This is a genomic window from Phenylobacterium sp. (assembly GCF_036563385.1).
In the GTDB taxonomy this organism is placed as follows: Bacteria; Pseudomonadota; Alphaproteobacteria; order Caulobacterales; family Caulobacteraceae; genus Phenylobacterium.
In genome coordinates this window covers 20,015-33,656 of sequence record NZ_DATCML010000014.1, presented here as the reverse complement: position 1 = coordinate 33,656, position 13,642 = coordinate 20,015, and the positions used below count along the sequence as shown (strand labels likewise).

Annotated in this window: 15 protein-coding genes; 7 read left to right on the top strand and 8 right to left on the bottom strand. The window is 71.9% G+C overall.

Annotated features, from left to right (window positions below):
* The first annotated feature begins 42 nt into the window (after nucleotides 1-42).
* Nucleotides 43-2,148 (top strand): PQQ-dependent dehydrogenase, methanol/ethanol family, encoded by a 2,106-nt coding sequence (locus VIL67_RS13940; protein WP_332049512.1) that lies wholly within the window; start codon nucleotides 43-45, stop codon nucleotides 2,146-2,148.
* A 174-nt stretch (nucleotides 2,149-2,322) separates the two neighbouring features.
* On the opposite strand, the gene VIL67_RS13935 is transcribed toward VIL67_RS13940, so the two are convergent.
* Nucleotides 2,323-3,999: a carboxylesterase/lipase family protein gene (locus VIL67_RS13935; RefSeq protein WP_332049511.1), complete on the bottom strand. Its 1,677-nt coding sequence runs from the start codon at nucleotides 3,997-3,999 to the stop codon at nucleotides 2,323-2,325.
* 154 nt (nucleotides 4,000-4,153) lie between these two features.
* Here VIL67_RS13935 and VIL67_RS13930 point away from each other — a divergent pair, with 154 nt between their 5' ends.
* Together VIL67_RS13930 and VIL67_RS13925 are read left to right on the top strand one after the other, a co-directional pair.
* On the top strand, nucleotides 4,154-4,360 hold the full coding sequence (locus VIL67_RS13930) for a hypothetical protein (RefSeq protein ID WP_332049510.1): 207 nt from the start codon (nucleotides 4,154-4,156) through the stop codon (nucleotides 4,358-4,360).
* Between the two features lie 16 nt (nucleotides 4,361-4,376).
* Entirely contained in the window at nucleotides 4,377-5,519 is a 1,143-nt protein-coding gene (locus tag VIL67_RS13925) for a mechanosensitive ion channel family protein (RefSeq protein ID WP_332049509.1), read from the top strand.
* Nucleotides 5,520-5,529: 10 nt separating this feature from the next.
* Here the strand turns inward: VIL67_RS13925 and VIL67_RS13920 are convergent, their stop codons facing one another.
* From VIL67_RS13920 to VIL67_RS13895, 6 genes are read right to left on the bottom strand one after another with little or no spacing between them, the layout of a single operon-like run.
* Nucleotides 5,530-6,336, bottom strand: coding sequence for a M56 family metallopeptidase (locus tag VIL67_RS13920; protein WP_332049508.1), 807 nt, complete (start codon nucleotides 6,334-6,336; stop codon nucleotides 5,530-5,532).
* The gene (locus tag VIL67_RS13915; RefSeq protein ID WP_332049507.1) at nucleotides 6,329-6,709 is read right to left on the bottom strand and encodes a BlaI/MecI/CopY family transcriptional regulator; all 381 of its coding nucleotides are present in this window, start codon (nucleotides 6,707-6,709) and stop codon (nucleotides 6,329-6,331) included. The genes VIL67_RS13920 and VIL67_RS13915 overlap by 8 nt, the downstream gene beginning before the upstream one ends.
* Nucleotides 6,710-6,720: 11 nt before the next feature.
* On the bottom strand, nucleotides 6,721-7,296 hold the full coding sequence (locus tag VIL67_RS13910) for a MotA/TolQ/ExbB proton channel family protein (protein WP_332049506.1): 576 nt from the start codon (nucleotides 7,294-7,296) through the stop codon (nucleotides 6,721-6,723).
* Nucleotides 7,297-7,356: 60 nt separating this feature from the next.
* Nucleotides 7,357-8,079: a DUF72 domain-containing protein gene (locus tag VIL67_RS13905; RefSeq protein ID WP_332049505.1), complete on the bottom strand. Its 723-nt coding sequence runs from the start codon at nucleotides 8,077-8,079 to the stop codon at nucleotides 7,357-7,359.
* The gene (locus VIL67_RS13900) at nucleotides 8,076-8,597 is read right to left on the bottom strand and encodes a YdcF family protein (protein WP_332049504.1); all 522 of its coding nucleotides are present in this window, start codon (nucleotides 8,595-8,597) and stop codon (nucleotides 8,076-8,078) included. The genes VIL67_RS13905 and VIL67_RS13900 overlap by 4 nt, the downstream gene beginning before the upstream one ends.
* Nucleotides 8,598-8,638: 41 nt before the next feature.
* On the bottom strand, nucleotides 8,639-8,962 hold the full coding sequence (locus VIL67_RS13895) for a hypothetical protein (protein WP_332049503.1): 324 nt from the start codon (nucleotides 8,960-8,962) through the stop codon (nucleotides 8,639-8,641).
* Nucleotides 8,963-9,206: 244 nt separating this feature from the next.
* Between VIL67_RS13895 and VIL67_RS13890 the strand changes: the two genes are divergently transcribed.
* The 4 genes from VIL67_RS13890 to VIL67_RS13875 are packed head-to-tail and all read left to right on the top strand — an operon-like array spanning nucleotide 9,207 to nucleotide 12,731.
* Entirely contained in the window at nucleotides 9,207-10,334 is a 1,128-nt protein-coding gene (locus tag VIL67_RS13890) for an ABC transporter permease (RefSeq protein ID WP_332049502.1), read from the top strand.
* A complete protein-coding gene (locus VIL67_RS13885) occupies nucleotides 10,331-11,158 on the top strand; it encodes an ABC transporter ATP-binding protein (protein ID WP_332049501.1) in 828 nt (275 codons plus the stop codon). Before VIL67_RS13890 ends, VIL67_RS13885 begins: the two co-directional genes overlap by 4 nt.
* The gene (locus tag VIL67_RS13880; RefSeq protein WP_332049500.1) at nucleotides 11,158-12,096 is read left to right on the top strand and encodes an MlaD family protein; all 939 of its coding nucleotides are present in this window, start codon (nucleotides 11,158-11,160) and stop codon (nucleotides 12,094-12,096) included. Before VIL67_RS13885 ends, VIL67_RS13880 begins: the two co-directional genes overlap by 1 nt.
* The gene (locus VIL67_RS13875; RefSeq protein WP_332049499.1) at nucleotides 12,093-12,731 is read left to right on the top strand and encodes an ABC-type transport auxiliary lipoprotein family protein; all 639 of its coding nucleotides are present in this window, start codon (nucleotides 12,093-12,095) and stop codon (nucleotides 12,729-12,731) included. Before VIL67_RS13880 ends, VIL67_RS13875 begins: the two co-directional genes overlap by 4 nt.
* Here the strand turns inward: VIL67_RS13875 and folD are convergent.
* On the bottom strand, nucleotides 12,728-13,627 hold the full coding sequence (gene folD, locus VIL67_RS13870) for a bifunctional methylenetetrahydrofolate dehydrogenase/methenyltetrahydrofolate cyclohydrolase FolD (protein WP_332049498.1): 900 nt from the start codon (nucleotides 13,625-13,627) through the stop codon (nucleotides 12,728-12,730). The two genes, VIL67_RS13875 and folD, sit on opposite strands and share 4 nt — an antisense overlap.
* Nucleotides 13,628-13,642 lie beyond the last annotated feature (15 nt).

Below are 13,642 nucleotides of genomic sequence, written 5' to 3'. Positions count from 1 at the left end.
GCGGCTGCGGCGCGTCCGCAGCCGCCCCGGGGGGAAGTCTGTATGCGTAAGGGCTCACGGCGCGCCCGCCTGATGGCGGCGCTCTGTTCAGTGTGGCTGGCGGGGGCCGCGCCGGTCCAGACGGCGGTGAACGACGCCAGGCTGCGCGCCGCCGACCGGAACGCCGAATGGATCGCCGCGGGCCGCACCTATTCGGAGCAGCGCTACAGCCCGCTCGCGCGGGTCAACCCGCAGAGCATCGGCCAACTGGGACTGGCCTGGTACGGCGACCTCGACACCGAGCGCGGCCAGGAAGCCACCCCGATCGTCGTGGACGGCGTGCTCTACGTGACCACCGCCTGGAGCATGGTGAAGGCGTTCGACGCCCGCACGGGCGAGAAGCTTTGGGACTACGATCCCAAGGTGGACAAGGCGGTGGGCCAGATCGCCTGCTGCGACGTGGTCAACCGCGGCGTCGCCGCCTGGAACGGCCGGATCTACCTGGGCGCCCTGGACGGCCGGCTGATCGCCCTGGACGCCAAGACGGGCCGCGAAGCCTGGTCGGTGCAGACCACCGACGCCGCCAAGCCCTACACCATCACCGGCGTGCCGCGGATCATCCGGGGCAAGGTGATCATCGGCAACGGCGGGGCCGAATACGACGCCCGGGGCTTCGTCACGGCCTATGACGCCGAGAGCGGCAAGCAGCTGTGGCGGTTCTACACCGTGCCCGGCGATCCGGCGAAGGGGTTCGAGACGCCCGAACTGCGCAAGGCGGCCGCCACCTGGAAGGGCCAGTGGTGGGCGCTGGGCGGCGGCGGCACGGTGTGGGACGGCATGGCCTACGACACGGAGAGCGGCCTGCTCTACATCGGCGTCGGAAACGGCACGCCGTGGAACCAGAAGTTCCGCAGCCCGGGCGGCGGCGACAACCTGTTCCTGTCCTCCATCGTGGCGCTCGACCCGGACACCGGCCGCTACCGCTGGCACTACCAGACGACGCCGGGCGAGACTTGGGACTACACCGCCACCCAGCCGCTGATGGTGGCCACCGTGCCGGTGGCCGGCCGGCTGCGGCGCGTGGTGATGCAGGCGCCGAAGAACGGCTTCTTCTACGTCCTGGACGCGCGCAGCGGGAAGCTGCTCTCGGCCGACAAGTTCGCCCCGGTGGACTGGGCCGACCGGGTGGACCTGAAGACCGGCCGGCCCGTGGAGCGGGCTGCGGCGCGCTACGACCTGACCGGCAAGCCGGTGATCGTCTCGCCGGGTCCACTGGGGGCGCACAACTGGCACCCGTGGTCGTACAGCCCGCGCACCGGGCTCGTGTACCTGCCCGTCACCGAGAACAACGCCGGCTACGACAACATGGCCGAGCTGGTGGTGAACGCGCGGGCGTACAACACCGGCGTCAACGCCGCCTCGGCCATGAGCCTCTACAACCAGCCCGGCGCGCCCCCACGTGGGCCGGTGAAGAGCTACCTGCAGGCCTGGGATCCCTCGGCCCGCAAGGAGGCCTGGCGGGCGGACAACGGGGTCTACGGCGCGAGCGGGACGCTGGCCACGGCCGGCGACCTGGTGTTCTCAGGCAATCATGCCGGGGAACTGGCCGCCTATGACGCCCGGACCGGGCGCAAACTGTGGTCGCACTTCACCCAGGCGAAGATCGTCGCCGCGCCGATGACCTATGAGATCGGCGGCGAGCAGTACGTGGCGGTGCTGGCGGGCGCGCGCGGGCTGCCCGGCGACCAGGTCCGCACCAGCCCGGCCAGCGCCAACAACTCGCGCCTGCTGGTCTACAAGCTCGGCGGCGCGACGGGCCTGCCCACGGCGGAGTTCCGGACCAATGGCGCATCCACGACGCAGCGGACCCTCAATCCCCCGCTGCTCACCGGCACCAACGAGCAGGTGATCGACGGCCAGGCGTCCTACGCGCGGCTCTGCTCGGGTTGCCATGGGGCCGGCGCCGTGGCGGACAAGTCGATCCCCGACCTGCGCTATTCCACCAGCCTGAACAACCTGCCGGCCTGGAACGCGATCGTGGTGGACGGCGCGCGGGCGGAGAAGGGCATGGCCTCGTTCAAGAGCCTGCTGGCCCCGGGCGAATCCGAGACCATCTGGCACTACGTCGTCAGCCAGGCGAACAAGGACAAGGCGGCCGGGCGGAGCTGAGCCGTACCTCGCGGCGTGCGAAAGCCACTGCAGTGAGGTGAAGGGCGGGCGCGATTGAAAACAGAGCCCACCTGCGCCCTATGCCGCAGCTCGGTGCGCACACCACCACCCAACCCTCCTCCATCGAGGAGGAGGGCTTAGGCTTCCTCGCTATGGGGCCTGAAAGGAAGGCCGCTAGCCCGGGGTGTCGCCGCCGGCGCGGCCGGCGGCGGGGATCTCGCTCTGGGTGTCCTGCTGGGAGCCGAAACTGGCCATCAGGCGGCGCTGGACGCCCCGGGGGTCGTTCTCGACGCGGCAGGCGGGCTCGTCGAAGATCATGGTCGGGCGGGTGCGCGCCTCGTAGGCGGGCCAGGCCGGCAGGCCGGGCGCCGAAGGGCGGCCGGTCTTGGCGAAGTTGGCCCAGGCGGCGCTCAGCTGGTCGGCCAGGGCCTGGGCGGCGGGGGTGACGGGCCCGACCATCCGGTCGGCCAGCGCCAGGGTGTCGAAGACGAACGGGATCTCCTCGGCGTGCGGGACGAAGTAGCGCCCGCCCTGCACCGGCGTCGGCCGGTAGAACCCGTAGTAGAAGGCCGGCGCGCCGCCCTGGGCGGCCTTGCGCTCGGCCTGGAGGGTCGAGTCCAGGAAGTAGCTGCGGTCGGTGGAGACCATGTAGGCGATCTCCGCACGACTGCTGTTCGGGAACAGCCGCCGGTAGGTGGCGAGCACCTCCCCTGCCCGTCCCGCCGGAACGAGCTTCCCGATCTCGGCCAGGAGCCCCGCATCGGTGAGGGTGTCCATCTCCCGGCTGGTCCCCATGAAGGCCGAGGCCTCGGTGCGGTTCGTGCCGATCATCATCGGCACGTCACGGTTCAGGGGCGAAGCGTCGGGCTCGAAGGGATGCCGCGGCAGCAGCTTGCCGTCGACAACGGGCCGCCATTGGCCAAGGCCTGCGCTGGCCCGGGCCCCCGCCCGCTGCAGGTCGGCCAACGGCACATCGTGGATCTTGCCGATGTCGGCGGGAGCGATCCCCAGGGCGTCCAGCAGCCGACGCGACTTCTCGCGGGCCAAGGCCTGGCCATCCATGCGCAGGGCCGAGCCGCTCTGCACCGCCGCCCGGTGGAACAGGCCCTTGGCCGGGTTGAAGGCCATCATCATGCTGGTCTTGCGGCCGCCGCCGGACTCGCCGTGGATCATCACCCGGTCGGGATCGCCGCCGAACCGCGCGATGTTGTCCCGCACCCACTGAAGCGCCAGCACGCAGTCCAGCATGCCCACGTTGCCGCTGGCGGCGTACTGCGGCCCGTAGGCCGAGAGGTCGGCGTAGCCCATGACGTTCAGGCGGTGGTTGATCGTGACGATCACCACGTCCTGCTTCCGGGCGATGTTGGTCCCATCGTACCAGGCCGAGGATCCGGAGCCGGTGGAGAAGCCGCCGCCGTGCATCCAGAACATGACCGCCCGTTTGCCGGTGGTGGAAGGCGTCCAAACGTTGAGGAACAGGCAGTCCTCGCTCTCGGCCGGCTGCGGGACAGGGCTGCTGATCGGCGACGGATGCGGCGCAGGCGCCCCGGACGGGGGCGGCGGACGGCTGGGGGCCGAGCCACGCTGCGGGGCTGAGGCGCCGTAGGCGAGCGCGTCGCGGACGCCCGCCCAGGCCGCGCGCGGCTTCGGCGGCATGAAGCGGTTGGCGCCGCCGGTGGGCTCGCCGTAGGGGATGCCCTTGAAGGTCAGGACGCCACCGGCCGCGGCGCCGCGCACCCGACCGGAGGTGGTCTCCACGACCGGGGCGTCTCCCTGGGCTAAGGCCCGGCTGGACGCCAGCCACAGGCCGCCGGCCAGCACCCATCGGCGATTGAGTTCGACACCCGGCATGGCAGTCCTCCCCGCGGGATCGTGCGCGTCCCGTTGGCCCAAGGATCGGCCGCCGGGCGCCGCACCGTCAACCCTGACGGCCTTGCGCCGAATAGACGACGCGGCGGAACAGTCCCGACGCTGCCCGGTTAGCCTTGCGCCAAGGGAGCTTGCCATGAGCGAAGACCACAACAGGACTCCGGCCCCGGCTGGACCGACGCCCGACGCGCCCAGCGCCCCGCCGAGCGGCCTGTCCACATCCCTGCAGCCAGGCGGCACCATTCCAGGCGGCGGTCCCGGCGCATCCCAGGGCAGTCTGGGGACCGGCGGCGGCCAGACCGCGGGCCAGGACTCCGGCGCGGTGAAGCGCGACGGCCGCTGAGGTCACTGTCCCGCCGATGCCGCCGCTGACGCTCGTCGCCTGGCTGCGCGAGAGCACGGCCTGGGCGCCCCCGTGGCTGGCGAGCCTGATCATCTTCGGCGCCGCGCTGGCCTTCGCGCTCACCGCACACGAAGCGATCGTGCGTCTCGTGCGCCGAGCGCTGACGCGGCGGGACGAGTTCTGGCGGGCCCTGCTGGTGCGCACCCGCCGCCCTGGTCGCGTGCTGACCGTGATCATCGCACTGGGCGTGGCCCTGCCCGCCGCACCGCTGCGGGCAGGGGCGGCCGGCGTCGTGCAGCACCTCCTGCTGATCGCCTTCATCCTGGTGATGGGCTGGGTGACGCTGACGGCCCTCGACATCGCAGCTGCGCTCTACATGCGGCGCTACCGGATCGACGTGGCCGACAACCTGACGGCTCGCAAGCACCTGACCCAGGTGCGGATCCTGCGGCGCGCGGTGACGGTGTTGGTGGTGCTGGTCAGCGCCGGCCTGGCCCTGATGACCATCAGCGGAGTACGGCAGTGGGGCGTGAGCCTGCTGGCTGCGGGCGGCGCGGCGTCGCTGCTGGTCGGACTGGCGCTGCAGCCCCTGCTGTCCAACCTGTTCGCCGGCATCCAGGTGGCGGTGACCCAGCCGATCCGCATCGACGACGCGGTGATCGTCGAGAACGAGTTCGGCAACATCGAGGAGATCACCACGACCTACGTCGTCGTCCGGCTATGGGATGAGCGGCGCATGGTGGTCCCCCTCACCCACTTCCTGCAGAAGCCCTTCCAGAATTGGACGCGGGAGTCGTCCCAGCTCCTGGGAACGGCGATGCTGTACGTTGACTACGCCATGCCGGTGGAGCCGGTGCGCCGGAAGCTGGAGGAGATCGTGCGCGCCTCAGCGCACTGGGACGGGCGAGTGGCCGCCGTGCAGGTGACGGACCTCCGGGAGCGCACCATGGAGATTCGGTGCCTCGTGAGCGCGGAGGCCTCAGGGCCGCTCTTCGACCTGCGTTGCGAGGTGCGCGAGAAGCTGATCGCCTGGCTGCAGGCCGAGCACCCCTGGGCGCTGCCCCGCGACCGTCAGGTGGTGCAGCGGGTGGAGAGCTGGGACCGCGACGACGCGCACCGGCCGCCCGCCGAAAGGCCCGAGCCCCCGCGTCCGCAGTAGCTCGAGCGGGTCACGGCCGGATGGCGTCCACGGGGCCGGCGAGCGAGCCCTGGGCGCGGCCGGAAATCGCGAGACGGCCGCGCTTCAGAAGGCCGAGTCGGATCTCCAGGGGGTGGGCGCCGCGGGCGGGCCAGTAGCAGCCGAGGGGCAGCGGCGTGGCGGCGAGCTGAGTCTTGAGCAGAGCCCGGGCGTAGAGGGCGCGAGCCGCCGGGCGGGCGTTCACCACCGCCGCATCGCAGGCGATTTCCTGGTCGAGGCGCAGGAAGCCGGCCGCCAGGTGCAGCAGGGGGTTGAACCAGAAGAGGCAGCGGACGAGCGCCAGGAAGGCCACCGCCCGGGTGTCCTTGCGGGCGATGTGCTGGCGCTCGTGGGCGCGGATCAGCTCGCGCTCCACCTCGCTGTAGCGGCCGTCGTCCGCCGGCATGACGATGCGCGGCGAGATGAGGCCGACCACGGCGGGCCCGGAGAGCCCCTGCCGCAGCTCGCGCCCGAACCGCGCCTGCGCGAGGCCGAAGGCGCTCGCCATCAGGGCGGCGCCGGCCGCCCACGTCCAGAGCAGCGCCGGCCCCGGCGCGGGCGCCGTGAGCCGGTACTCCGGCTCGATGGTAAGGAAGAGCACGCCCGCCAGGGCGGCGGCGATCACCGGCAGCCACCAGAGCTGGTAGGCGCCGGCGGGCCCGATCAGCCGCCGCAGCGGGGCCCGCAACGGCAGAATGGCCAGGACCGCCAAGGCGGCGGCCAGATTGACGTAGAGGAGGACGGTGGCGAGGCCCGCCAGCGGGTCCTCTCCAAGGATCAGGGCGAGGCTGTCACTCATCGTCGCCCTCGTCTTCCAGCTCCTCGATCAGCCGCTTCAGGCGGGTGACCTCTTCGGGCTTGAGCGCTCGGTGGCGGGCGTAGTGGGCGACCAGGGGGGCAAGCTCGCCGCCGAACAGGCGGTCCAGCAGGCCCTGGCTCTCGCCTGTGAGATACTCGGCCCGGCTGACCAGCGGGCGATAGCGCGTGCGACCGCCCGCTCGTTCGGAGACCAGCGCCTTCTTCTTGAGGAGGCGGTTGATCAGCGTCTTCACCGTGGCCTCGCCCCAGTTCTGGGCGGGGCCCACCTGAGCCACGATCTCGTCGGCGCCGAGCGGCTCACCCGCCCACAGCGCTTCCATGATGTGGCTTTCCGCAGCCGAGATCTTGCTCATGGGCCCCTAGTCTAAGCCGTTGCGCGCGCCTGGCGAGGCGCAGTTTGCACCGGCTCGCGGGCGATGTCGTCCGCCGTGTCGAAGCCGAACACCTTCCCCTTGAGGTGGCGATGGCCCACGGTGGCGATGGCGGCGGCCAGCAGCCCCAGCATGGCGGACATGGTGGCCTCGGCGAAGCCCGGGGCGAGGATGCTCAGCGAGGGCGCCGGGCGCACGTTGGAGGCGCCGATGAAGCTCATCAGCATGCAGTAGGCGCTGCCGAAGAGGCCGATCAGCGGCCCGGCCGCAGAGACTGCGGAGAGCAGGGTAAGGCCGCCGGCGAGCCCCCTGCCCGGCTGCCTCCGGACCGCATGGCTGATCCAGACGACGGCCGAAAGCACCGTGGCGATCAGAAGGCCCGCCATCACCAGTTGCATGACGATGTCGGCGTCGGCGAAGACGCCGCCGAGCGTCAGGCGGTCTTCGGCGGCGACAAGGGCGAACGGCGGGTCCGCCGGGGCTACGGCCGGTGGGGCGGTTTGGGCGGCGGCGTTGGCGCCGATCAGGAAGCTGAGCGCCGCGGCGCTCCAGGTCAGCGGTCGGATCACGGCGTCTCTCCCGGTTTATGTTTGTAGTTCACCGGCAGATTACGCCCGTAACACCCACTGTCAATCGTCCACCAGCTCGCGCAGGCTCAGGGCGTTCTCGGCCGCCGCTCCGGACGTGGTGTTGTCGAACACGCACCAGACCTCGTCGGCGGGCGAGGCGCGCAGGGCGGCGGCCAGCGCCCGCAGGTACGGCTCCTCGTAGGCCGAGTAGTACATCCGCGGGGAGCCGTGCAGGCGCCAGTAGGCAAACGCCGGCCAGCCGCCGGGCGCGCCGGCGGCGGGATGGCGAAGCGGATCGGCCGCGACCCGGGCGACCCGGTGGCGCCGCAGCAGCGCGTCCGCCTCAGGCTCGAACCAGGTGGGGTGGCGGGGCTCGCAGGCGACGGGCCCGTCGAACCGGGCGCGCAGCTCGGCGAGGAAGCATTCCGCGACGCCCGGATCGAAGGCGAGGCTGGGCGGCAGCTGCACCAGAATGGGGCCGAGCCGGTCGCCGAGCAGGCGCGCCTCGGCCAGGAAGGGGTCGATCAGGGCGCCCGTGTCGACCAGCTTGCGCTCGTGGGTGGCCGTACGCGGGGCCTTTACGGCGAAGCGAAAACCCTCCGGCGTTTCTGCGGCCCAGCGGCGCCAGGTGCTCTCGCGGTGCGAACGGTAGAAGCTGGAGTTCACCTCCGCCGCGTCGAAGCAGCCCGCGTAGCGGGCAAGGCCGCTCGGCCCCTCGGGGAACCGGTCGCGCAGGGTGCGCGGGACGGCCCAGCCGGCTGTGCCGATGCGGATGCGGCTCATGCGTGGATCGCCGCCAGCAGGCTGCGGCGGCGCCAGAGCACGATGGCCAGGTCGTAGGGGATGGCCAGCACCTCGCGCAGGCGCATCTTCCACCAGTGGGCGAAGCGGGCGCCGCCGCGGCCGGGCAGCAGCGGGCCGACCTCCGCGCGGACCCCCAGCGCCGCCAGCAGCAGGCGTATGCGCAGGATGTGGTAGCGGTCGCTGCAGACGACGCAGCGGGACAGTCCCCTCGCCTGCAGGAATCGGGCGGCGGCGAGCACGCTCTGGAGCGTGTCGCGGCTCGCCTCGTCCAGCACGAGCCGGGCGTCCGGCACGCCGCGGGCCCGCAGCGCGGCGGCCATGACGGCGGCCTCCGACGGCGGGTGACGTCCGACCGCGCCGGAGCAGAGGACCAGGGCCTGCGGATCCGCCAGGGCGGCCTGCAGGCCATAGCCGATGCGCCGGGCCAAGGCCGGCGAGGCGCGGCCATCGGCGCGCACGGCGGCGCCGAAGATCACAATGGCGGCGGGACTCTTCACGGGCGCAGATTGGCCGCAGCCGGACCGACGCGCCAGCCGCCTCAGGCGCCGCGGCCCTCGTTGAGCGGCGGATGGTACTGCTCGATCAGGTCGGCGCGCTCGGCCTCGCGCACGGCGCGGGTCACGTTCAGGCGGGTGAGCACCTTGGCCTCGGCGTACTGCTGGCGGGCGGCCTCGAGCGCCGCGCGCCAGGTCTGATTGGCGAGGTTGTCGGTCTCGCCAGCGTAGACCACGCGGGCGCCCTCCGCCGTGAGCTCGGCGATGACATAGTTCGCCCCGGCCGGCGTGATGAACCGGTCCTCCTCCAGCGGGGTGTAGCGGTAGCGGGCGCCGGACTTCCCGGCGAGTTCGATCTGGCGGGTCAACGCACTCTCCAGCCTTCGGTCGAGGTCGCGGGACTCACGCCAGGGCGAGCCCGCATGGCCACGATTACCGGCCCGACTGGGGCGAAAATGGGCCGCGGCTTGGCCTTAAGGAGGCGGAACGGGCTGGGCCATAAGGCGTTCCAGCCCTTGGGCGCGCTCTGCTAGGGTCGGCGCGCGCGCCATCGCGACTCGGGCTCGGCCCGCTGCGCAGGGGACGCCAGGGAGCTTTCGAGACCACCACCGGATGGAGAGACCCGCCGACTTCAGCCTCAAGCCCGCGGCGGATCGCCCCACTGTCTGCCTGACCGGCGACTGGACAGCGAACCAGCTGGGCGAGGCCGGCCGCGGGCTGGCGCAGGCGCTGAGCGGCCGCAGCGACGTCGTCCTCGACCTGCGCCGCGTGCGCCGCCTGGACACCGCCGGAGCGTACGCCGTCGTCCGCGCCGCGGGCCCGGGGTTCGACCCGCAGCAGTTGCAGGCGCGGCCCGAGACCCGCCGACTGGTGGCCCTGGTGGCCGAGGCCGCCTCCCGCCAGCCGACCGTCCGGCGAGAGCCCCGCGGCTTCCACGACCTGACCATCCGCATCGGCAAGGGCGTGATGGACCTGGGTCACGAGTTCCTCGAGACCATGGGCTTCCTCGGCCACCTGCTGGTGGTGCTGGCCCGCACCCTGGTCAACCTGGTGGTCGCGCCGCGCAAGATCCGCTGGGCGGCGATCGTCTCGCTGATGGAGCGCGCCGGGTTGGACGCCATCCCGATCATCTCGGTGACCGCCTTCTTCATCGGCGCGGTGGTGGGCCTTCTGGGAGCCACCATGCTCCAGCAATTCGGAGCCGAGGTGTTCGCCGTCGAGCTGATCGGCATCGCCGTGCTGCGCGAATTCAACATCATCATCACCGCCCTGCTGCTGGCCGGCCGTTCCGCCTCGTCGTTCGCCGCCGAAATCGGCTCGATGAAGATGAACCAGGAAGTGGACGCCATGCGGGTGCTGGGCGTTGATCCTTTCGACGCGCTCGTCCTGCCGAGGTTCGCCGCCCTGTTGCTGACCATCCCGCTCCTGACCTTCGTGGCGACGCTGGCCGGCCTGTTCGGCGGCATGGTGGTGACCTGGGCGGCGCTGGACCTCGGGCCCGCCTTCTTCCTGCAGCGGATCGTCGACAACGTCGGGGTCAGCCAGTTCTGGATCGGCCTGTCCAAGGCGCCGGTGATGGCGGCGGTGATCGCCGGCATCGGCTGCCGCCAGGGGCTGCTCGTGGGCGGCGACGTGGAATCGCTGGGCCGCCGGGTCACGGCGGCCGTGGTGCACGCGATCTTCGCGATCATCATGATCGATGCCGCCTTCGCCCTGCTCTACATGGAGCTGGACCTGTGAGCGACGAGCGCGACCTGACCGACGAGGAGCTGCTGGACCAGGAAGGCCCGGCGGTGGAGGTGCGCGGACTGGTCAACGCCTTCGGCGACCACGTGGTGCACGACCGGCTGGACCTGACCGTGAAGCGCGGCGAGGTGTTGGGCGTGGTGGGCGGCTCTGGGGCCGGCAAGTCGGTGCTGCTCAACTCCATCATTGGCCTGCGGGCCCCGCAGGGCGGCGACATCCGGGTGTTCGGCAACGACATCGAGACAGCGTCCCAGCGGCGCTGGGACGCGATCAACCGCAGCTGGGGCGTGCTGTTCCAGTCCGGGGCGCTGTTTTCGAACCTGACGGTGAAGGAGAACGTGGCGGCGCCGATGTTCGAGCACACCAGCCTCAGCCGGGCGGAGATCTACGAGCTGGCCGAGCTGAAGATCGCGCTCGTGGGTCTGCGGGCGGACGCCGGGGCGCTGAAGCCGGCGGAGCTGTCGGGGGGCATGCGCAAGCGGGCGGGCCTGGCGCGGGCGCTGGCGCTGGACCCGGAGCTGCTGTTCCTGGACGAGCCCACCGCCGGCCTGGATCCCATCGGGGCGGCGGCCTTCGACGAGCTGATCAAGGATCTGTCCGACAGCCTCGACCTGACCGTGTTCATGATCACCCACGATCTCGATACGCTGTATGAGATCACCGACCGCGTGGCGGTCCTTGCGGACAAGAAGGTGGTGGCCTGCGCGCCCGTGCAGGAGCTGGAGCGCTCCGACCACCCCTGGATCCGCGAATATTTCCTCGGCCCCCGGGGGCGCGCCGCCAAGGCGGCCGTGGCCCGGGCGAGGACGGAGGCCTGATGGAGAAGAACGCCAACTACGCCATGGTGGGGCTCTCGGCCCTGATCCTGTCGATCGGACTCGTGATCTTCGTGGTCTGGCTCGCCCGCTGGCAGTTCCGGCAGGAGAACGACCTCTACGACATCCTCTTCCAGGGCCCGGTGCGCGGCCTGAACCAGGGGGGCGAGGTCCACTTCAACGGCATCAAGGTGGGCGAGGTCACGCGTATCGCGCTGGACCGCACCAACCCCAGCCGGGTGATCGCGCGCGCCCGGGTGACGTCGGACGTGCCCATCCGGGTGGACAGCTACGCGACCCTGGAGCCGCAGGGCATCACCGGGGTGAACTACATCCAGATCACCGCCGGCACGCCGTCCAAGCCGCTACTGAAGGACACGGTGCCGGACGACAAGATCCCGATCCTGCGCAGCCAGCGCAGCACGCTGTCGGATCTGCTGGAGGGCGGCGGCACGGTGCTGACCCGCACCATCGAGGCCCTGGACCGGGTCAACCGGGTGCTGTCGGACCAGAACATCAAGAACTTCTCCGCCGCCGTGTCCGACGCCCAGGCCGTGACCGCGGAGCTTCGCGAGCGCAAGGCGATCATCGCCGACGCCCAGAGCGCCCTGCAGCGGATCGACGAGGCCGGCGCCGAGCTGACCCTCCTGCTGCAGGACAGCCGGACCCTGGTGAACGGCGACGGCCGCCGCACGCTGGCCAACGTCGCCGACGCGGCCGAGGAGGCCAAGGCCGCGGCCCGCGACGCGCGCAGCATGATCAGCGCCCTGCAGGCGCCGACCACCGACTTCGCCACCAACGGCCTGCCGCAGATCACCTCGGCGGTGATCCAGCTGCAGAGCGCCGCGGAGAGCCTGGAGCGGCTGGTCAACGAGGTGCAGACCGGCGGCGCCCGCGCGGTGCTGAAGCCGAAATCGAAGGAACTGGAGGTGCAGCCGTGATCCGCCCGACCGCCCTCCTCCGCACCGCGCTCGTGGCCGCGCTCGGCGTCAGTCTCACCGGCTGCATGGGCGGCCTGCTGGGCGGCGGCAAGCCGGCCCAGCTCTACCGGTTCGGCCAGTCTCCCGTGGCCCAGGCGCAGGCCGCGCCGGCGGCCGGGACGGTGGCGGTGTTCCGGGCCAACGGGACCTTCCAGGGCGAGACGGCCGGGGACCGGCTGCTGGCGGTGACCGGCGAGGAGACCCGCTACATCGCCGAGAGCCGCTGGGTCGCCCCCGCCTCCGTGCTCTGGGACCAGGCGGTGCTGGCGGCGTTCGACACGGCGCCCGGCCGCGTGCGGCTGGTGTCCCGTGGCGAACTCGCCCGGGCCGACTACGTCCTGCGGCTGGACGTCCGCAACTTCGAGGCGCGCTACGAGAACGGCGAGAAGGCGGCGCCGACGGTGCTGGTGCGGGTGCGCGCCGCCCTCACCCGCCCGCGCGACCGCGACTTCGCCCGGGAGCGGATCTTTGAGGCGCGCGTGCCGGCCGCCGGCAACCGCGTGAGCCTGATCGTGCCGGCCTACGACAAGGCCACCGGCCAGGTGCTGGCCGAGCTGGTCAGCTGGCTCGAGGCCGAGGCGGCCGCGGGGCGCTAGGCGAGGCCGGCGATCCGCTTGGCGGCCGTCAGCGTATTCTGAAGCAGGACGGCGACGGTCATCAGGCCGACGCCGCCCGGCGCGGGCGTGATCCAGCCGGCCACCTGGGCGGCTTCCTTGAAGTGGACGTCGCCCACCACCTTGGTGCGGCCGGCGGCGGCCTTCACCGGATCGTCGAACGGCACCCGGTTGATCCCCACGTCGATAACCGCCGCCCCGGGCTTGATCCAGTCGCCGCGGATCATCCGCGGCCGGCCGACGGCGGCCACCAGGATGTCGGCCTCACGGCAGATGGCCGGCAGGTCCTGGGTGCGCGAGTGGGCGATGGTGACCGTGCAGTCGGCCTGCAGCAGCAGCTGGGCCATGGGGCGGCCGACCAGAACCGAACGGCCGACCACCACCGCGCGCTTGCCGGCCAGGTCGCCCACCGTTTCGCGGAGCAGGATCATCGAGCCGAGCGGGGTGCAGGGCGTCAGGGCCGGCACGCCGTTGGCCAAGCGACCTGCGTTGACCACGTGGAGGCCGTCCACGTCCTTGTCGGGGCTGATGGCGGCGATCACCGCCTGCTCGTCCAGGTGCTTGGGCAGCGGCAGCTGGACGAGGATGCCGTGGATGGCGGGGTCGGCGTTCAGCTCGCCCACCAGCCGAAGCAGCTCATGCTGGCTGGCGTCGGCGGGGAGCCGGTGGGTGACGGAGTGCATGCCCACCGCCAGGGAATGCTCGCCCTTGGAGCGGACATAGATCTGGCTGGCCGGGTCGTCGCCCACCAGCACCACCGCCAGACCCGGCTGCAGCCCGTGCTCGGCGCGCAGGACCGCCACCTCCTCGGCGACGCGGGCCCGCACCCGCTCGGCGTAGATCTTGCCGTCGATGATCTTGGCCGCTGGCTCGGACATGGCCCCTCCCGGAGA